Genomic DNA, 17,378 nt, shown 5'->3' with positions numbered 1-17,378 from the left:
TGCCTGTGCGAGCTGAGGTCCGCTGCCGGGTGGGCGAAGATCCTCTGGTCGCAGGTCGTGACATGAAAAAACCCCTCGTCCCCGGGTAGGGGCCTTCGAGGGGTGAGCGCGCTGACGAAACCGAAGTGCTGGGCCTCAGCCGGCGCGCTCGGTAAGTACTACGAGGATGTTCGTCTGCATACGAAGCAGAGTACGCCTCCCCCGGGTTGATGTCATGCGGCCCCCCAACCGTCTCGCCTGGTGAGACGTGAGTGTTCATCCGGGAGGTCCTCGTCGCTCGGCCACAAGCCGCTGGCCCGCCCCGTCCTGCCAGCCTGCGCACGTCCTCGCCGACCGGCCGACGCCCGTCGGAGCGCCCCGGTGCAGACGCACGAGAGCCCGCTCCTCAGTCCCGCCCGGCCGCCGTCGACACGCAGACCTCGTTGCCGTCAGCGTCGGCGAGCACCCACCAGCTCGGTGCGTGCTCGTCCGACACGAGGGTGCCACCGGCGGCGAGAGCAGCCTCGACCCGGCCAGGCCCCTCGTCGACCGCGACCGAGACGTCGACGTGGAGCCGCCCCCGTCCCGGGCGTGCCGCGTCGGCCTCCTGGAACCAGACCTGCGGGCCCAGCCCGCGGGGGTCGGCCAGCGCGTCGTCGTCGTCCGGTGCCGCGTCGTACCCGAGGACCGCGGCCCAGAAGGGACGGATGCGGGAGTCGTCGGTCGTGTCGACGGCGATCTCGACGGCCTGCGGTGCGCCCGGCGCCTGCTCGACCCCGAGCTCGTCGGCGACCTGGGCCACACGCCGCGCCAGCAGGACGTCGCGGTCGGTCAGCCGCGCCACGTCGTGGCTGACCAGAGAGAGCGCGACGTAACCGTGCTGCAGCTCGACGTCGGGATGGTGCCCGGCCAGCTCTGCCTCCTCCCCGACGCGCTGCACGAAGGCGAGGGCCGAGACGAAGTCGGGGGTGCGGAAGTGCGCGCGGAGGCGTCCGAGGACGACGCGCCAGGGGGTCCCGGCGAGCGCGTCCTCGATCTCACCGGTCGTCAGATCAGCCATGACAGCCACTGTCGCACCTAGAGTGGGACACCACAACGCCTTCCGCCACCAGCACGAGACTCCCGGGACCTGCCGGGCGTACGAGAGGAGCACCGCCCCGTGGCCGTCCAGCCCCGCACCCGGCGCTCCCTCAGCACCGCAGCAGCTCTTGCTCTCGTGCTGACGCTCGGCGCGTGCGGCGACGACCCCGAGACTCTCGAGCACGTGACGGTGTCCGCATCGGTCACCGACCCCGACACCTCGCAGACGACCACGGTCCACGGGTACGTCCCGGACCTCGCCCTCCCCGCAGGGACGACCCTCGAGGCACCCCTCGACGACCCGGTGATCCTGGCCGTCGACGTGACGGTCGCGGTCGGACCGGACCGTGGCTTCTCCGTGCGCCCGAGCGACTTCACGCTCCGGACGTCGTCGGGAGACTCCGTGGCTGCGCTGACCTCCGTGAACCGTGCCCTCGAGGACGAGTCGCTGTGGCCTCTCCTCGAGGTCGGCTCGGGCAGCACCTTGCGCGGGTGGCTCGCCTTCCCGGTCGAGCGCGGGTCGGTCGACGGCGCGACGCTCGTCGCGGCGCGTCCCGAGTCGATGACTGTCGAGGGCCGCGGCTCGCTCGAGGCCGCGACCTTCGAGATCTCGCTCGAGCCTTCGGGCTGAGCCACCGACCAGCTCGGCCGCCTGGCGGCGGGGTCTCCGGTCAGCAGAGCCTCCTCCGACGAGAGCCTGAGCTCTCGCCTGCGTCGGCACCGGGTCGTAGACATGACCGTTGGTCGCACGCGGCACCGCAAGTCGCACACGCCACCGCCGGTCGCACACGCCGAGAGGGCGGGACTGGTCCTGATGGACCCGTCCCGCCCTCTCGGCGTCTAGCAGCAGCACCTCTGGGGCGCCGCTCGCGTCCGTCAGTACAGGACGGCACCCTGCGAGGCGGAGTGCACGAGCTTGGCGTACTTGGCGAGGACTCCCCGCGTGAAGGTCGGGGCGAGCGGCTCCCAGCCTTCCTTGCGCGCCTCGAGGACCTCGGGGTCGACGAGCACGTCGAGCGTCGCGTTGGCGACGTCCAGACGGATCCTGTCACCGTCCTGCACGTAGGCGATCGGTCCGCCGTCGACGGCCTCGGGCGCGACGTGGCCGACGCACAGACCCGTCGTGCCACCCGAGAAGCGGCCGTCCGTGAGCAGCAGGACGTCCTTGCCGAGTCCGGCCCCCTTGATCGCACCGGTGATGGCGAGCATCTCGCGCATGCCCGGTCCGCCCTTCGGGCCCTCGTACCGGATGACGACGACGTCGCCGGCCTTGATGGTCCCGTCCTCGAGGGCGTCCATCGCCGCACGCTCGCGCTCGAAGACGCGGGCGGTGCCCTCGAACACGTCGGAGTCGAAGCCCGCGGACTTCACGACCGCGCCCTCGGGGGCGAGCGAACCGTGCAGGATCGTGATGCCACCGGTCTTGTGGATCGGGTTGCTGAGCGCCCGGAGGATCTTGCCGTCGGGGTCGGGCGGCGCGATGTCCGCGAGGTTCTCCGCGACGGTCTTGCCGGTCACCGTGAGGCAGTCGCCGTGCAGCAGACCCGCGTCGAGCAGCGCCTTCATGACGACGGGGACGCCACCGATGCGGTCGACGTCGGCCATGACGTAGCGGCCGAAGGGCTTGAGGTCTCCCAGGTGCGGGACCTTGGCGGCGACGCGGCTGAAGTCGTCGAGCGTGAGCTCGACCTCTGCCTCGTGCGCGATCGCCAGCAGGTGCAGGACAGCGTTCGTCGAGCCGCCGAAGGCCATGACCACGGCGATGGCGTTCTCGAAGGCCTCCTTCGTCATGATCTGACGCGCGGTGATGCCCTTGCGGAGCAGCTCGACGACGGCCTCGCCCGACTTGTGGGCGAAGGCGTCGCGGCGGCGGTCCGCCGAGGGCGGTGCAGCAGAGCCGGGGAGCGACATACCCATGGCCTCGGCCACCGACGCCATCGTGTTCGCCGTGTACATGCCGCCGCAGGCACCCTCGCCCGGGCAGATCGCGCGCTCGATGCGGTCGAGGTCGCCCTTGCTCATGAGCCCCTTGGCGCAGGCGCCGACAGCCTCGAAGGCGTCGATGAGCGTGACGTCCTTCTCGGTCCCGTCCTCGAGCTTGACCCAGCCCGGCATGATCGTGCCGGCGTAGAGGAACACCGAGGAGAGGTCGAGACGAGCAGCCGCCATGAGCATGCCGGGGAGCGACTTGTCGCAGCCCGCGAGGAGCACAGAGCCGTCGAGGCGCTCGGCCTGCATGACGGTCTCGACCGAGTCGGCGATGATGTCGCGCGAGACCAGCGAGAAGTGCATGCCCTCGTGGCCCATCGAGATGCCGTCCGAGACGGAGATGGTGCCGAACTCGAGCGGGTAGCCACCACCGGCGTGCACGCCGCCCTTGACGGCCTTCGCGAGGCGGTCGAGCGACAGGTTGCAGGGCGTGATCTCGTTCCACGAGCTGGCGACGCCGATCTGGGGCTTGACCCAGTCGTCGTCTCCCATGCCGACGGCGCGGAGCATGCCGCGCGACGCGGTGGCCTCGATCCCGTCGGTCACCTTGCGCGAGCGGGGCTTGATGTCGACACCTGGTGCGGCGGACCTGTCCGCGGCGGCGGTCTCGGGGGCGGTGTGTGGCGTTTCGGTCATGCTCCCGAGTGTAGGACCGCCCGTCCGTGCGCACGTCAGAGGGTCACCCTTCGGACGGGACCTACGTCCCCGGATATCGGGGACCTACGGCCCACAGATCCGGTCCCCCGGCGGTCAAAGATTGAACTACGAACACACCACAGCTTCACAGTTCATCTGAGGGGATGAGAGCAATGACCGCAACAACGAGCACTCGAACACAGGGGCACACCGCAGTCGTCACGGGGGACGACATCGTGGTCCGGCCCGGGGCGCGACGCGCACTGGCCCTCGCCCGGCTGTCGACGGGGTTCATCTTCCTCTGGGCCTTCCTCGACAAGACCTTCGGTCTCGGCTACTCGACCCCGAGCGACCGCGCCTGGATCAACGGCGGAGAGCCGAGCCAGGGCTTCCTCAACAGCCCGGCCGTGGTCGGACCGTTCAAGGACTTCTTCGCCAGCATCGCCAGCCCCGCGACCGACGTCCTCTTCATGCTCGGCATGCTCGCCGTCGGCGTCGCAGTGATGGCAGGCATGGGCGTCCGCGTCGCAGCTGTCGCCGGCTCGCTCATCATGTTCCTCATGTGGGTCGCCGAGTGGCCCATGGAGGCCGGCACCAACCCGTTCATGGACTACCACATCATCTACGCGCTCGTCCTGGTCGTCGTCGCCTTCACGCTGGCTGGTGACACCTGGGGCCTCGGCAAGTGGTGGGCCAACCTCCCGATCGTCAAGAACAACGGATGGCTCCGCTGACCACATCTCCCGCGGGCTGCACCCAGTCCTGCAGGGCACCTCGAAGGGCCCCGTCGCCACAGCGACGGGGCCCTTCGGGCGTCCCAGGGCACCCGGGCTGCTCCCGTCCTGCCGAGCGACCGACGCCGCACTAGGGTGGCCCGATGACCACGATCCACTGGTTCCGACGCGACCTCCGGCTGGCCGACAACCCCGCGCTCAACAGCGCCTGGGAGGAGGCACAGGCCGACGACTCCCAGGTGGTCGGGCTGTTCGTCCTCGACGACGGGCTGTGGGGTCCCTCCGGGTCGCCGCGCCGCGACTACCTGCTCGCCAGCCTGCGCGCCCTCGACAAGAGCATGGGCGGACGGCTCGTCGTGCGGCGCGGGGACCCCGTCGACGTGCTGCCGAGGGTGGCGCACGAGGTCGGCGCCCAGACCGTGCACGTCGCGGAGTCCTTCGAGCCCTACGGCCGGGCACGCGACGAGAAGGTCGAGTCAGCCCTGGCAGAGGCCGGTGTCCGGCTGCAGCGCACAGGCTCGGCCTACGCGGTGTCCCCAGGACGCGTGCTGACCCGCACCGGCACGCCCTACAGGGTGTTCACCCCCTTCCGCACAGCCTGGCTCGACCACGGCTGGCGCGGACCCGCGGCAGACCTCGGTCCTGTCGACTGGGCAGACCTGGCCTCCGAGCCGTTGCCCGAGGCCGACGGTGAGCCGCTGCGCCCGGCGGGCGAGGCAGCAGCGCTCGAGCGGTGGCACGAGTTCCTCGAGGACGTCGACGGCTACGACTCCGACCGCGACCGCCCTGACCTCGACCTCACCTCCCGGCTCTCCGTCCCGCTCAAGTGGGGCGAGATCCACCCCCGCACCCTGCTCGCCGACATCAAGCAGGCGAGGGGCGACGGTGCCGCGAGCTTCAGGTCCGAGCTCGCGTGGCGGGAGTTCCACGCGGACGTCCTCTTCCACTCCCCCGAGGCCGCGACACTCTCAATCCGCGAGGTCATGCCGGACGACGCCTGGGCTCCGCGGTCGCAGGCCGACAGGTGGTTCCAGGCCTGGACGGAGGGCCGGACCGGCTATCCGATGGTCGACGCCGGGATGCGGCAGCTGCTCGCCGAGGGGTGGATGCACGGCCGGGTGCGGATGATCGTCGGGTCGTTCCTGGTCAAGGACCTGCACATCCCGTGGCAGCGTGGCGCACGGCACTTCATGCAGCACCTGCTCGACGCCGACCGCTCGCAGAACCAGCTGAACTGGCAGTGGGTCGCCGGGACCGGTCTCGACGCGTCGCCGTACTTCCGGATCTTCAACCCCGTGACGCAGGGACTGAAGTTCGACCCCGACGGCGACTACGTCCGGCGCTGGGTCCCCGAGCTGCGCGCCGTGCCCGGCAAGGCCGTGCACGAGCCGTGGAAGCTCCCCGACCCGCCCGAGGACTACCCTGACCAGCTGGTCGACCACTCCCGTGAGCGCAAGGAGTCGCTCGACGCCTACGCCCGCTTCAAGGACGCCTGAGCGGATCAGGCGTCGCGTGACCTGTAGTCGTCCTCGAGGACTGCCATGAGGAAGACGTCGCAGTACGAGTCGCCGTCGAGGGCGGCGTCACGCTGCCTGCCCTCCAGCACGAAGCCGAGAGACTCGTAGAGGGCGCGGGCCCGAGGGTTGATCGCGAGCACGTCGAGCTGGACGCGGTGCAGACGCGGTCCGTCGTCCCCTGCCCTGTCGCCGTCGAAGGCGTAGCGCAGCACCTGGTCGATCGCATCGCGCCCGTAGCCACGGCCGCGGTAGTCCGGGAGCTGAGCCAGACGCAGGTTGGCGCAGCGGACGTCCTCGTCGATGTCGTTGAGGACGATCTCGCCGATCATCTCGTCGCTCACCAGCTCGCCGCCACGTGTCATCGCGGGGGTGACAGCCCAGTCGTAGCGCCCTGGGCGGTCGCTGACCGTCCTGGCCCACTCGTCGATCTGCTCCCGGTCGAAGTCGGCCGTCGTCCCCGTCAGCCTCATGGCCTCGGGGTCCTGGAGCGACTCCCACATGCGGTCGGCGTCGGTCGCCTCGATCGGGCGCAGCCGGGCGATCTCACCGGTCAGTACAGGGCCGCGGGTCATCGGTTCTCCTCGTCAGGTGGTCCCGCCTGCGGGGCGTCAGCCGAGCAGCGGGGCATCAGCGTCGGCGCTGATGCAGGGATGCGGTCGTGACGCGTGCGGGGCGGGTACGGCGGTCGTCCGCCGTGCCCGCCCCGCACGCTCTTCGAGAAGTCGTCCCGGTCCCCGGGCGGCGACGTGTCAGCCGATGCGCTCGACGACCAGCTCGCGGACGCGGCCTGCGTCAGCCTGGCCGCGGGTGGCCTTCATGACGGCGCCGATGACAGCACCGATCGGGCCGAGGTTGCCGGAGCGGATCTTCTCGACGATGTCAGGCTGTGCGGCCAGGACCGTGTCGATCGCCTCGAGCAGCGGGCCGTCGTCGGAGACGATCTCCAGACCGCGGGCCACGACGACCTCTTCCGGGGAACCTTCGCCGGCGAGGACGCCTTCGAGGACCTGGCGGGCCATCTTGTCGTTGATGCGACCCGAGTCGACGAGCGACTGGAGCTGACCGATCTGCTCCGGGGTGACGGGCAGGTCCGCGAGCTCGACCTCGGTGGTCTTCGCGGCACGGGCGAGCTCGCCCATCCACCACTTGCGGGCGGCGGCCGGGCTGGACCCTGCAGCGATGGTGGTCTCGATGAGCTCGAGGGCACCGGCGTTGACGACGTCGCGCATCTCCGGGTCGGAGAAGCCCCAGTCGCCCTGGAGGCGACGACGACGGTCCGCAGGCATCTCGGGGAGCGTCGCGCGGATCTCTTCGACCCACTCCCGGCTCGGCTCGACGGGGACCAGGTCGGGCTCGGGGAAGTACCTGTAGTCCTCGGCGTCGGACTTCACGCGCCCGGCCGTCGTGGTCGAGGTGTCCTCGTGCCAGTGACGCGTCTCCTGCGTCACGGTCTTACCGGCGTCGAGGACGGCGGCCTGACGGGAGACCTCGTAGCGGACCGCGCGCTCGATCGACCGGAACGAGTTGACGTTCTTGGTCTCGGTGCGGGTGCCGAGAGGTGACTCGGGCGTGGCGCGCAGCGACAGGTTCACGTCAGCGCGGACGTTCCCTCGCTCCATGCGAGCCTCGGACACGTCGAGGGCCCGGAAGATGTCGCGCAGCGTCTGGACGTACGCACGGGCGACCTCGGGGGCGCGGTCTCCGGCGCCCTCGATCGGACGCGTGACGATCTCCACGAGGGGGATGCCGGCGCGGTTGTAGTCGACGAGCGAGTGGTCGGCTCCGTGGATGCGGCCTGTGCTGCCACCGACGTGGGTGTTCTTGCCCGCGTCTTCTTCCATGTGCGCACGCTCGATCTCCACACGGAAGATCGACCCGTCGTCGAGCTCGACGTCGAGGTACCCGTCGAAGGCGATGGGCTCGTCGTACTGCGAGGTCTGGAAGTTCTTCGGCACGTCCGGGTAGAAGTAGTTCTTCCGGGCGAAGCGGCAGGACTCCGCGATCGAGCAGTTCAGCGCGAGGCCGATCTTGATCGCGGACTCCACGGCCTTGCCGTTGACGACAGGGAGCGCTCCGGGCAGACCGAGCGACACGGGGGTCGTCTGGGTGTTCGGCGCTCCGCCGAACTCGACCTCGGCGGCGCAGAACATCTTGGTCTTCGTGCCGAGCTCGACGTGCACCTCGATGCCGATCACCGGGTCGAAGCGCGCGACGGCCTCGTCGTAGTCGACCAGGTCGACGTGGGCAGAGTGGCTCATCAGCGGATCTCCAGTTCAGGTGCCTGGTCGAGGATCGGTCCGCCCCAGACGTTCTCGAGGGCGGACTCGAGCGCTGCACCGACGCGGTACAGGCGCTCGTCGGCACGGGCCGGGGCGAGGATCTGGAAGCCGACAGGCAGGCCGTCGTCCGACAGACCGTTCGGGAGCGAGAGCCCCGGGACGCCGGCGAGGTTGGCCGGGATCGTCGCGACATCGTTGAGGTACATCGCGAGAGGGTCGTCGAGCTTCTCGCCGAACTTGAAGGCCGTGGTCGGGGCCGTCGGGGAGACGAGCACGTCCGCCTTCTCGAAGGCTGCGGCGAAGTCCCGCTGGATGAGCGTGCGGACCTTCTGGGCCGAGCCGTAGTAGGCGTCGTAGTAGCCGGCGGACAGCGCGTAGGTCCCGAGGATCACGCGTCGCTTCACCTCGTCGCCGAAGCCCGCTCCACGTGTGGCGGACATGACGCGCTCCGCGGTGACCGGTCCCTCGGTGGGCTCGACCCGCAGGCCGAAGCGCATGCCGTCGAACTTGGCGAGGTTGCTCGAGGCCTCGGCCGGCATGATGAGGTAGTACGCGGCGAGTGCGTTGACGAAGTGCGGGCAGGAGACCTCGACGACCTCGGCACCTGCGGACTTCAGCAGCTCGAGGGACTCCTCGAAGCGTGCTGAGACACCGGCCTGGTACCCCTCGCCGCTGAGCTCCTTGACGACTCCGACACGCACGCCGGTGAGGTCTCCGAGCGCGCCCTGACGAGCAGCGTCGACCAGGGTCGGGACGGGCTCGTTGAGCGAGGTCGAGTCGCGGGGGTCGTGCCCACCGATGAGCTCGTGGAGCAGCGCCGAGTCGAGGACCGTGCGGGTGACGGGGCCAGCCTGGTCGAGCGACGAGGCCATGGCGATGAGGCCGTAGCGGGAGACGCCACCGTAGGTGGGCTTCACGCCGACGGTCCCCGTCACGGCGCCGGGCTGGCGGATCGAGCCGCCGGTGTCGGTACCGATCGCGAGAGGGGCCTCGAAGGCAGCGACGGCAGCTGCCGAGCCACCGCCGGAGCCACCGGGGATACGGTCGAGGTCCCAGGGGTTGCGGGTGTTGCCGTAGGCGGAGTGCTCGGTGCTGGACCCCATGGCGAACTCGTCCATGTTGGTCTTGCCGAGGATGGGCAGCCCGGCTGCCTTGATCTTCTCCACGAGCGTCGCGTCGTAGGGCGGGATCCAGCCCTCGAGGATCTTCGAGCCGGCGGTCGTCGGCAGCCCCTTGGTGACCACGACGTCCTTGACGGCGATCGGCACACCGGCGAGGGGGTGCAGGTCCTCCCCCGCGGCGCGGCGGGCATCGATGTCACGAGCCGCGGCAAGGGCCGACTCGGTGCTGACGTGGAGGAAGGCGTGCACGTCGGTGTCGACCGCGGCGATCCTGTCGAGGTGCGCCTGGGTGACCTCGACGCTCGAGACCTCCCCGGCGGCGAGGTGGGCCGCGAGCTGCGCGGCGCTCTGACGTGTCAGGTCGCTCATGAGTCCTCCCCGAGGATCTGCGGGACGAGGAATCGTCCGTCTTCGCTCGCAGGAGCGCTGGCCATGATCTCGTCGACGTCGAGCGGGGCGACGGGGACGTCGTCACGGAAGACGTTGGAGAGCGGCAGCGGGTGGCTGGTCGCGGGGACGTCGGGCGTCGCGACGGCACTGACCTCGGCGATCGCGTCGACGATCACGACGAGCTCGCCTGCGAGGCGGTCGAGTTCTTCGGGGGTGAGGTCGATACGCGCGAGCGCTGCGACGCGCGCGACCTCGTCACGGGAGAGTGTGGACATAGGTCCAGTCTAGGCCAGCGGCCAGGCGCTCCGGCAGGGCCGTGGGGGCCCGTTCGAGTGACGAAGAACGAGGGATCTGCTTCCGTGCGACTGCAGACGTGCGACGTGCGATGTGCGACGTGCGACGTGCGACGTGCGACGTGCGACGTCAAAGTATGCGGGTACGACAAGAGCCCACCCCCGTGAAGGGGTGGGCTCTTGTTGAATGGTTGTCCGGCGGCGACCTACTCTCCCACACAGTCTCCCGTGCAGTACCATCGGCGCAGAGGGGCTTAGCTTCCGGGTTCGGAATGGGACCGGGCGTTTCCCCCTCGCTATGACCGCCGTAACTCTATTGGGTTGTCAACCGGTTCTCGGCCGTTACCCGAGAACCGCACAGTGGACGCGTAGCACACAAAATTTTGAGTGTTATCAAGTTGTCGGCTTATTAGTACCGGTCAGCTCCGAGAGTCGTTAGTCCTCTCTTCCACATCCGGCCTATCTACCCAGTGGTCTGCTGGGAGCCTCTCGAGGGTCAAGCCCTCATGGAAACCTCATCTTGAAGCAGGCTTCCCGCTTAGATGCTTTCAGCGGTTATCCCTTCCGAACGTAGCCAACCAGCCGTGCTCCTGGCGGAACAACTGGCACACCAGAGGTTCGTCCGTCCCGGTCCTCTCGTACTAGGGACAGCCCTTCTCAAGTTTCCTGCGCGCGCAGCGGATAGGGACCGAACTGTCTCACGACGTTCTAAACCCAGCTCGCGTACCGCTTTAATGGGCGAACAGCCCAACCCTTGGGACCTACTCCAGCCCCAGGATGCGACGAGCCGACATCGAGGTGCCAAACCATGCCGTCGATATGGACTCTTGGGCAAGATCAGCCTGTTATCCCCGGGGTACCTTTTATCCGTTGAGCGACGGCGCTTCCACAAGCCACCGCCGGATCACTAGTTCCGACTTTCGTCCCTGCTCGACCTGTCAGTCTCACAGTCAAGCTCCCTTGTGCACTTGCACTCGACACCTGATTGCCAACCAGGCTGAGGGAACCTTTGAGCGCCTCCGTTACATTTTAGGAGGCAACCGCCCCAGTTAAACTACCCATCAGGCACTGTCCCTGATCCGGATTACGGACCGAGGTTAGATGTCCAGAGCGACCAGAGTGGTATTTCAACGTTGACTCCACGAACACTGGCGTGCCCGCTTCACAGTCTCCCACCTATCCTACACAAGCCGCACCGAACACCAATACCAAACTATAGTAAAGGTCCCGGGGTCTTTCCGTCCTGCTGCGCGTAACGAGCATCTTTACTCGTAGTGCAATTTCGCCGAGTTCACGGTTGAGACAGCGGAGAAGTCGTTACGCCATTCGTGCAGGTCGGAACTTACCCGACAAGGAATTTCGCTACCTTAGGATGGTTATAGTTACCACCGCCGTTTACTGGGGCTTAAATTCTGAGCTTCGCCTTGCGGCTAACCCGTCCTCTTAACCTTCCAGCACCGGGCAGGCGTCAGTCCGTATACATCGTCTTGCGACTTCGCACGGACCTGTGTTTTTAGTAAACAGTCGCTTCTCCCTGGTCTCTGCGGCCCTTGCACGCTCGGCCAGCTAGTGGCTTCACGCTCCGGGCCCCCCTTCTCCCGAAGTTACGGGGGCATTTTGCCGAGTTCCTTAACCATGATTCTCTCGATCGCCTTAGTATTCTCTACCTGATCACCTGAGTCGGTTTAGGGTACGGGCGGCTTGAACCTCGCGTCGAAGCTTTTCTCGGCAGCATAGGATCACCAAATCCCCACCTAGGGTGGGTCCCGTCAGATCTCAGGCTATATGAACAGCGGATTTGCCTACTGTTCGCCCTACGTCCTTAGACCGAGACAACCGTCGCTCGGCTTGGCTACCTTCCTGCGTCACTCCTGTTAATACGCTTACCTACTACAAGCTTGGGTCCCGCGCTCCCCTGAGTCCTCAGCCCCGAAGGGCCTGTGGACCAGGCTTGGGCGGTTAGCATCACCTGGCTCGGTATGGGCGGTTCTTCGCCGGTAGGAGAATATCAACTCCTTGTCCATCGACTACGCCTGTCGGCCTCGCCTTAGGTCCCGACTTACCCAGGGCGGATTAGCCTGGCCCTGGAACCCTTGATCATTCGGCGGACGGGTTTCTCACCCGTCTTTCGCTACTCATGCCTGCATTCTCACTCGTGTAGGCTCCACCACTGGGTTACCCCGCAGCTTCACTGCCCACACGACGCTCCCCTACCCATCCACACACCTGGACCACGAAGGCCTGGTTAATATGTGAATGCCACAGCTTCGGCGGTGTACTTGAGCCCCGCTACATTGTCGGCGCGGAATCACTTGACCAGTGAGCTATTACGCACTCTTTCAAGGGTGGCTGCTTCTAAGCCAACCTCCTGGTTGTCTGTGCAACTCCACATCCTTTCCCACTTAGCACACGCTTAGGGGCCTTAGCTGGTGGTCTGGGCTGTTTCCCTCTCGACTATGGAGCTTATCCCCCACAGTCTCACTCCCGCGCTCTCACTTACCGGCATTCGGAGTTTGGCTAACGTCAGTAACCTTGTAGGGCCCATCGGCTATCCAGTAGCTCTACCTCCGGCAAGAAACACGCGAGGCTGCACCTAAATGCATTTCGGGGAGAACCAGCTATCACGAAGTTTGATTGGCCTTTCACCCCTACCCACAGGTCATCCCCCCAGTTTTCAACCTAGGTGGGTTCGGTCCTCCACGCGGTCTTACCCGCGCTTCAACCTGCCCATGGGTAGATCACTTCGCTTCGGGTCTAGACCCAGCGACTCATTCGCCCTATTAAGACTCGCTTTCGCTACGGCTTCCCCACACGGGTTAACCTCGCCACTGAGCACTAACTCGCAGGCTCATTCTTCAAAAGGCACGCTGTCACCCCTGCTAAGGAGGCTCCAACGGATTGTAGGCACACGGTTTCAGGTACTATTTCACTCCCCTCCCGGGGTACTTTTCACCTTTCCCTCACGGTACTTGTCCGCTATCGGTCACTAGGTAGTATTTAGGCTTATGAAGTGGTCTTCACGGATTCACACGGGATTTCTCGGGCCCCGTGCTACTTGGGATCCCCTTCGGGAGGTCACGTCATTTCGTCTACGGGGGTCACACCCTCTACGCCGGGCCTTTCAATGCCCTTCGACTATAACGAGACTTTCTGACTCCCTGACAAGCCGGCAGACTCATCTGAAAGGTCCCACAACCCCGCCCATGCAACCCCTGCCGGGTATCACACATGAACGGTTTGGCCTCATCCGCTTTCGCTCGCCACTACTCACGGAATATCTCTTCCTGTCGGTACTGAGATGTTTCACTTCCCGACGTTCCCTCCACACACCCTATATATTCAGGTGCAGGTAACACGACATAACTCGTGCTGGGTTTCCCCATTCGGAAATCCTCGGATCACAGTTCGTTTGCCAACTCCCCGAGGCTTATCGCAGGCTACTACGTCCTTCATCGGCTCCTAGTGCCAAGGCATCCACCCTGTGCCCTTAAAAACTTGACAACAAAAAATTGCAAAGAACCAAAGATAAATCTTTGATCTTACAAAGATGCTCGCGTCCACTGTGCAGTTCTCAAGCTACGGACGATCCCACCCAACACCACCGCCTACCCCCGAGCAAAGCTCAAGAGCGGTTCAACTGGTTCAGGGTGACCCGTGTCGAAAGCAACCAACCCGATCCGCCACCACCCGAAGGTGCTAGCCGGCTTGGCGCCTGAAGTTCACTTGCGTACAAGACGCCCGTGCCTTCAGGACCCAACAGTGTGCTCATGTCCCCACCCTCACAAGCCACCCGTTCCAACCAGACGAAGCTGGTGTACTGAAGCGACCGCTCGAGGCGAGTCCTAGTCAATGTTCCACCCGTGAGCAACCACCCACACCCTCATTCGGAGTGTGGAAGTGGCCACCTGAACCCTGCCGGGGTAGTCCCCGACTCGAGCCAGTGTGTAGCTCCTTAGAAAGGAGGTGATCCAGCCGCACCTTCCGGTACGGCTACCTTGTTACGACTTAGTCCCAATCGCCAATCCCACCTTCGACGGCTCCATCCCACAAGGGGTTAGGCCACCGGCTTCGGGTGTTACCGACTTTCGTGACTTGACGGGCGGTGTGTACAAGGCCCGGGAACGTATTCACCGCAGCGTTGCTGATCTGCGATTACTAGCGACTCCGACTTCATGGGGTCGAGTTGCAGACCCCAATCCGAACTGAGACCGGCTTTTTGGGATTCGCTCCACCTCGCGGTATCGCAGCCCTTTGTACCGGCCATTGTAGCATGCGTGAAGCCCAAGACATAAGGGGCATGATGATTTGACGTCATCCCCACCTTCCTCCGAGTTGACCCCGGCAGTCTCCTATGAGTCCCCACCATAACGTGCTGGCAACATAGGACGAGGGTTGCGCTCGTTGCGGGACTTAACCCAACATCTCACGACACGAGCTGACGACAACCATGCACCACCTGTACACCAGTCCGAAGACGCACACATCTCTGCATGATTCCGGTGTATGTCAAGCCTTGGTAAGGTTCTTCGCGTTGCATCGAATTAATCCGCATGCTCCGCCGCTTGTGCGGGCCCCCGTCAATTCCTTTGAGTTTTAGCCTTGCGGCCGTACTCCCCAGGCGGGGCACTTAATGCGTTAGCTGCGGCGCGGAACTCGTGGAATGAGCCCCACACCTAGTGCCCAACGTTTACGGCATGGACTACCAGGGTATCTAATCCTGTTCGCTCCCCATGCTTTCGCTCCTCAGCGTCAGTAGTGGCCCAGTGACCTGCCTTCGCCATCGGTGTTCCTCCTGATATCTGCGCATTCCACCGCTACACCAGGAATTCCAGTCACCCCTACCACACTCTAGTCTGCCCGTACCCGATGCAAGCTCAAGGTTGAGCCTTGAGTTTTCACACCAGACGCGACAAACCGCCTACGAGCTCTTTACGCCCAATAATTCCGGACAACGCTTGCGCCCTACGTATTACCGCGGCTGCTGGCACGTAGTTAGCCGGCGCTTCTTCTGCAGGTACCGTCACTTTCGCTTCTTCCCTACTGAAAGAGGTTTACAACCCGAAGGCCTTCATCCCTCACGCGGCGTCGCTGCATCAGGCTTTCGCCCATTGTGCAATATTCCCCACTGCTGCCTCCCGTAGGAGTCTGGGCCGTGTCTCAGTCCCAGTGTGGCCGGTCGCCCTCTCAGGCCGGCTACCCGTCGACGCCTTGGTGAGCCATTACCTCACCAACAAGCTGATAGGCCGCGAGTCCATCCTTGACCGAAAAACTTTCCAGACGCCGACCATGCGGTCGCGTCTCGTATCCGGTATTAGCCCCGGTTTCCCGGAGTTATCCCAGAGTCAAGGGCAGGTTACTCACGTGTTACTCACCCGTTCGCCACTGATCAACCAGAGCAAGCTCTGATGTCACCGTTCGACTTGCATGTGTTAAGCACGCCGCCAGCGTTCGTCCTGAGCCAGGATCAAACTCTCCGTAAATGTCTGCTATCAACCAGCCGAAACCAGTTAACAACCATACGAAGCAAGCCTCCCTGCAAAGAGAGAACTTGATTAATCAAGGCTACAAACCGAAAACTTGCGTTTTCAATTCATACCAAATAAACCTTGCCATCAGACCAGCCCCGACCGAAAGGCCGAGCACCAATCCAAGACAAGGGGTCTTGGCATTGACTATTAAGCACACTGTTGAGTTCTCAAGGAGCGGACGCGCATCACCCGTTCACTCATTACTGAGCGTCTGGCGTGAGGCAACCGTTCAAACTTACCCGACTCGCTTCCCTGCGTCAACCCGCCGTTTCCAGCGCGTTAACCCGGTCAAGCGGGCCTGGTGAAGACTACCTGATCTTCGCGGCCCTCCGAACCACTCTCACGAGCGACTCGGGCCGATGCCAGACAGCGTGACCGCTGTCCGAACCAGGCTCTCGACACTACCAGTCCCAGGCGAGCCTGAGTAGACCTTCGTGCGGAGAAGTCAGGACCCCGGGACCAGCCACTTCGCGCCGGCTCCGAAGAGCTTCGCAGTGGTGTCTGTGCCTCCCTGTCGGGCTGACGTCGAGAACATTACGCGACGTCAGCCCTGCCGCCAAACCCGTCGACGGTGACCGCAGTCACCCCTGCGACCCATCACTGCGCGGTCCGTGCATCCCCCTCGAGCCCACCCGGTCGCCGCCGGTCCGGGTGGCGACCGGGCACTCCCGGGGGCCGACCGCTCACCGCGCGCTGAACGCCGCGTCGAAGGCGGCATCGGGGGCGTCGAGCGCCAGACGTCGCACGAGCTCGAGCGCCTCGGGTGCGCCGACCAGCCGGTCCATCCCGGCGTCCTCCCACTCGATCGAGAGGGGTCCGGTGTATCCGATGGTGTTGAGCATGCGGAAGGCGTCCTCCCAGGGGACGTCGCCGCGCCCTGTCGAGATGAAGTCCCAGCCCCGGCGTCCGTCGGCCCAGGCGAGGTGCGAGCCGAGGCGCGAGTTGCGACCGTTGTGCATCCGCTTCTTCGTGTCCTTGCAGTCGACGTGGTAGATCCTGTCCTTGAAGTCCCAGAGGAACCCGACGGGGTCGATGTCCTGCCAGACCATGTGGCTCGGGTCCCAGTTCAGGCCGAAGGCCTCCCTGTGCCCGATCGCCTCGAGGGTGCGGACCGTCGTCCAGTAGTCGTAGGCGATCTCGCTCGGGTGGACCTCGTGCGCGAACCTCACGCCCACCTCGTCGAAGACGTCGAGGATCGGGTTCCAGCGGTCTGCGAAGTCCTGGTAGCCGGCGTCCACGGCCTGCTGGCTCACGGGCGGGAACATCGCGACGTACTTCCAGATCGAGGACCCCGTGAAGCCCACGACGGTCTTCACCCCGAGCCGGGCCGCGAGCCTGGCGGTGTGCTTCATCTCCTCGGCCGCGCGCTGGCGCACCCCCTCGGGGTCTCCGTCCCCCCACACGACGTCGGGCAGGATGTCGCGGTGCCGCTGGTCGATCGGGTCGTCGCAGACCGCCTGACCCTTGAGGTGGTTCGAGATCGCGTGGACCTGCAGACCGTGCTCGGCCAGGACGTCCAGCTTTCCCTGCACGTAGGCGTCGTCGTCCCAGCGCCACGGGTCGAGGTGGTCGCCCCAGCAGGCGATCTCCAGGCCGTCGTACCCCCAGCCGGCCGCGAGACGCGCGACCTCCTCGAAGGGCAGGTCGGCCCACTGGCCTGTGAAGAGGGTGATCGGTCGGACCATGAGGGACTCCTTCGAGAGGTCTGCGTCACGACTGCTCCGTCGTGCCGTCGGCCGCGCCTGCGCGGCCTGGTTCCTGCGGGGGTCGGACGCGACCGGCGTCCTGCGCCGGCCGCGAGCGCGACCTGTCGGCGCGACGGGCCGGCTGCG

At 65.6% G+C, this 17,378-nt stretch carries 10 protein-coding genes and 3 rRNA genes; 3 read left to right on the top strand and 10 right to left on the bottom strand.

The window, feature by feature from the left end; all coding sequences use genetic code 11:
* Positions 1–385: 385 nt before the first annotated feature.
* Positions 386–1,039, bottom strand: coding sequence for a VOC family protein (locus SANBI_RS05265; RefSeq protein ID WP_319159621.1), 654 nt, complete (start codon positions 1,037–1,039; stop codon positions 386–388).
* 99 nt (positions 1,040–1,138) lie between these two features.
* Here SANBI_RS05265 and SANBI_RS05260 point away from each other — a divergent pair, with 99 nt between their 5' ends.
* A complete protein-coding gene (locus tag SANBI_RS05260) occupies positions 1,139–1,690 on the top strand; it encodes a DUF4352 domain-containing protein (protein WP_319159619.1) in 552 nt (183 codons plus the stop codon).
* A 245-nt stretch (positions 1,691–1,935) separates the two neighbouring features.
* On the opposite strand, the gene ilvD is transcribed toward SANBI_RS05260, so the two are convergent.
* Entirely contained in the window at positions 1,936–3,684 is a 1,749-nt protein-coding gene (gene ilvD / locus SANBI_RS05255) for a dihydroxy-acid dehydratase (RefSeq protein ID WP_056130956.1), read from the bottom strand.
* 173 nt (positions 3,685–3,857) lie between these two features.
* On the opposite strand from ilvD, the gene SANBI_RS05250 reads away from it, so the two are divergent.
* The gene (locus SANBI_RS05250) at positions 3,858–4,418 is read left to right on the top strand and encodes a DoxX family protein (protein WP_319159616.1); all 561 of its coding nucleotides are present in this window, start codon (positions 3,858–3,860) and stop codon (positions 4,416–4,418) included.
* Between the two features lie 143 nt (positions 4,419–4,561).
* Positions 4,562–5,914: a cryptochrome/photolyase family protein gene (locus tag SANBI_RS05245; RefSeq protein WP_319159614.1), complete on the top strand. Its 1,353-nt coding sequence runs from the start codon at positions 4,562–4,564 to the stop codon at positions 5,912–5,914.
* A 5-nt stretch (positions 5,915–5,919) separates the two neighbouring features.
* On the opposite strand, the gene SANBI_RS05240 is transcribed toward SANBI_RS05245, so the two are convergent.
* From SANBI_RS05240 to SANBI_RS05205, 8 genes are all read right to left on the bottom strand, one after another.
* Entirely contained in the window at positions 5,920–6,507 is a 588-nt protein-coding gene (locus SANBI_RS05240; protein ID WP_319159612.1) for a GNAT family N-acetyltransferase, read from the bottom strand.
* A 177-nt stretch (positions 6,508–6,684) separates the two neighbouring features.
* Positions 6,685–8,193, bottom strand: coding sequence for an Asp-tRNA(Asn)/Glu-tRNA(Gln) amidotransferase subunit GatB (gene gatB / locus SANBI_RS05235; RefSeq protein ID WP_179914471.1), 1,509 nt, complete (start codon positions 8,191–8,193; stop codon positions 6,685–6,687).
* Positions 8,193–9,704 (bottom strand): Asp-tRNA(Asn)/Glu-tRNA(Gln) amidotransferase subunit GatA, encoded by a 1,512-nt coding sequence (gene gatA, locus SANBI_RS05230; RefSeq protein ID WP_319159609.1) that lies wholly within the window; start codon positions 9,702–9,704, stop codon positions 8,193–8,195. The genes gatB and gatA overlap by 1 nt, the downstream gene beginning before the upstream one ends.
* Positions 9,701–10,000, bottom strand: a complete 300-nt coding sequence (gene gatC / locus SANBI_RS05225; RefSeq protein ID WP_056130937.1) for an Asp-tRNA(Asn)/Glu-tRNA(Gln) amidotransferase subunit GatC — start codon at positions 9,998–10,000, stop codon at positions 9,701–9,703. Before gatC ends, gatA begins: the two co-directional genes overlap by 4 nt.
* Before the next feature lie 211 nt (positions 10,001–10,211).
* Positions 10,212–10,328 (bottom strand): 5S ribosomal RNA (rrf, locus tag SANBI_RS05220).
* 79 nt (positions 10,329–10,407) lie between these two features.
* Positions 10,408–13,519, bottom strand: a 23S ribosomal RNA gene (locus SANBI_RS05215).
* Positions 13,520–13,974: 455 nt separating this feature from the next.
* A 16S ribosomal RNA gene (locus SANBI_RS05210) occupies positions 13,975–15,498 on the bottom strand.
* Together the 16S, 23S and 5S rRNA genes form the textbook arrangement of a ribosomal RNA operon.
* 731 nt (positions 15,499–16,229) lie before the next feature.
* Positions 16,230–17,231 (bottom strand): sugar phosphate isomerase/epimerase family protein, encoded by a 1,002-nt coding sequence (locus tag SANBI_RS05205; RefSeq protein WP_319159605.1) that lies wholly within the window; start codon positions 17,229–17,231, stop codon positions 16,230–16,232.
* Positions 17,232–17,378 lie beyond the last annotated feature (147 nt).

The sequence above is a fragment of the Sanguibacter biliveldensis genome, assembly GCF_033798665.1.
GTDB lineage: Bacteria > Actinomycetota > Actinomycetes > Actinomycetales > Cellulomonadaceae > Sanguibacter > Sanguibacter inulinus.
This window is presented reverse-complemented; position numbering and strand designations above follow the sequence as displayed.

What these genes read in the sequence shown, in the direction of transcription:
- SANBI_RS05265 (WP_319159621.1), bottom strand. Translation starts at nt 1,039, where the DNA reads ATGGCTGATCTGACGACCGGTGAGATCGAGGACGCGCTCGCCGGGACC.
- ilvD (WP_056130956.1), bottom strand. Translation starts at nt 3,684, where the DNA reads ATGACCGAAACGCCACACACCGCCCCCGAGACCGCCGCCGCGGACAGG.
- SANBI_RS05250 (WP_319159616.1), top strand. Translation starts at nt 3,858, where the DNA reads ATGACCGCAACAACGAGCACTCGAACACAGGGGCACACCGCAGTCGTC.
- SANBI_RS05245 (WP_319159614.1), top strand. Translation starts at nt 4,562, where the DNA reads ATGACCACGATCCACTGGTTCCGACGCGACCTCCGGCTGGCCGACAAC.
- SANBI_RS05240 (WP_319159612.1), bottom strand. Translation starts at nt 6,507, where the DNA reads ATGACCCGCGGCCCTGTACTGACCGGTGAGATCGCCCGGCTGCGCCCG.
- gatB (WP_179914471.1), bottom strand. Translation starts at nt 8,193, where the DNA reads ATGAGCCACTCTGCCCACGTCGACCTGGTCGACTACGACGAGGCCGTC.
- gatA (WP_319159609.1), bottom strand. Translation starts at nt 9,704, where the DNA reads ATGAGCGACCTGACACGTCAGAGCGCCGCGCAGCTCGCGGCCCACCTC.
- gatC (WP_056130937.1), bottom strand. Translation starts at nt 10,000, where the DNA reads ATGTCCACACTCTCCCGTGACGAGGTCGCGCGCGTCGCAGCGCTCGCG.
- SANBI_RS05205 (WP_319159605.1), bottom strand. Translation starts at nt 17,231, where the DNA reads ATGGTCCGACCGATCACCCTCTTCACAGGCCAGTGGGCCGACCTGCCC.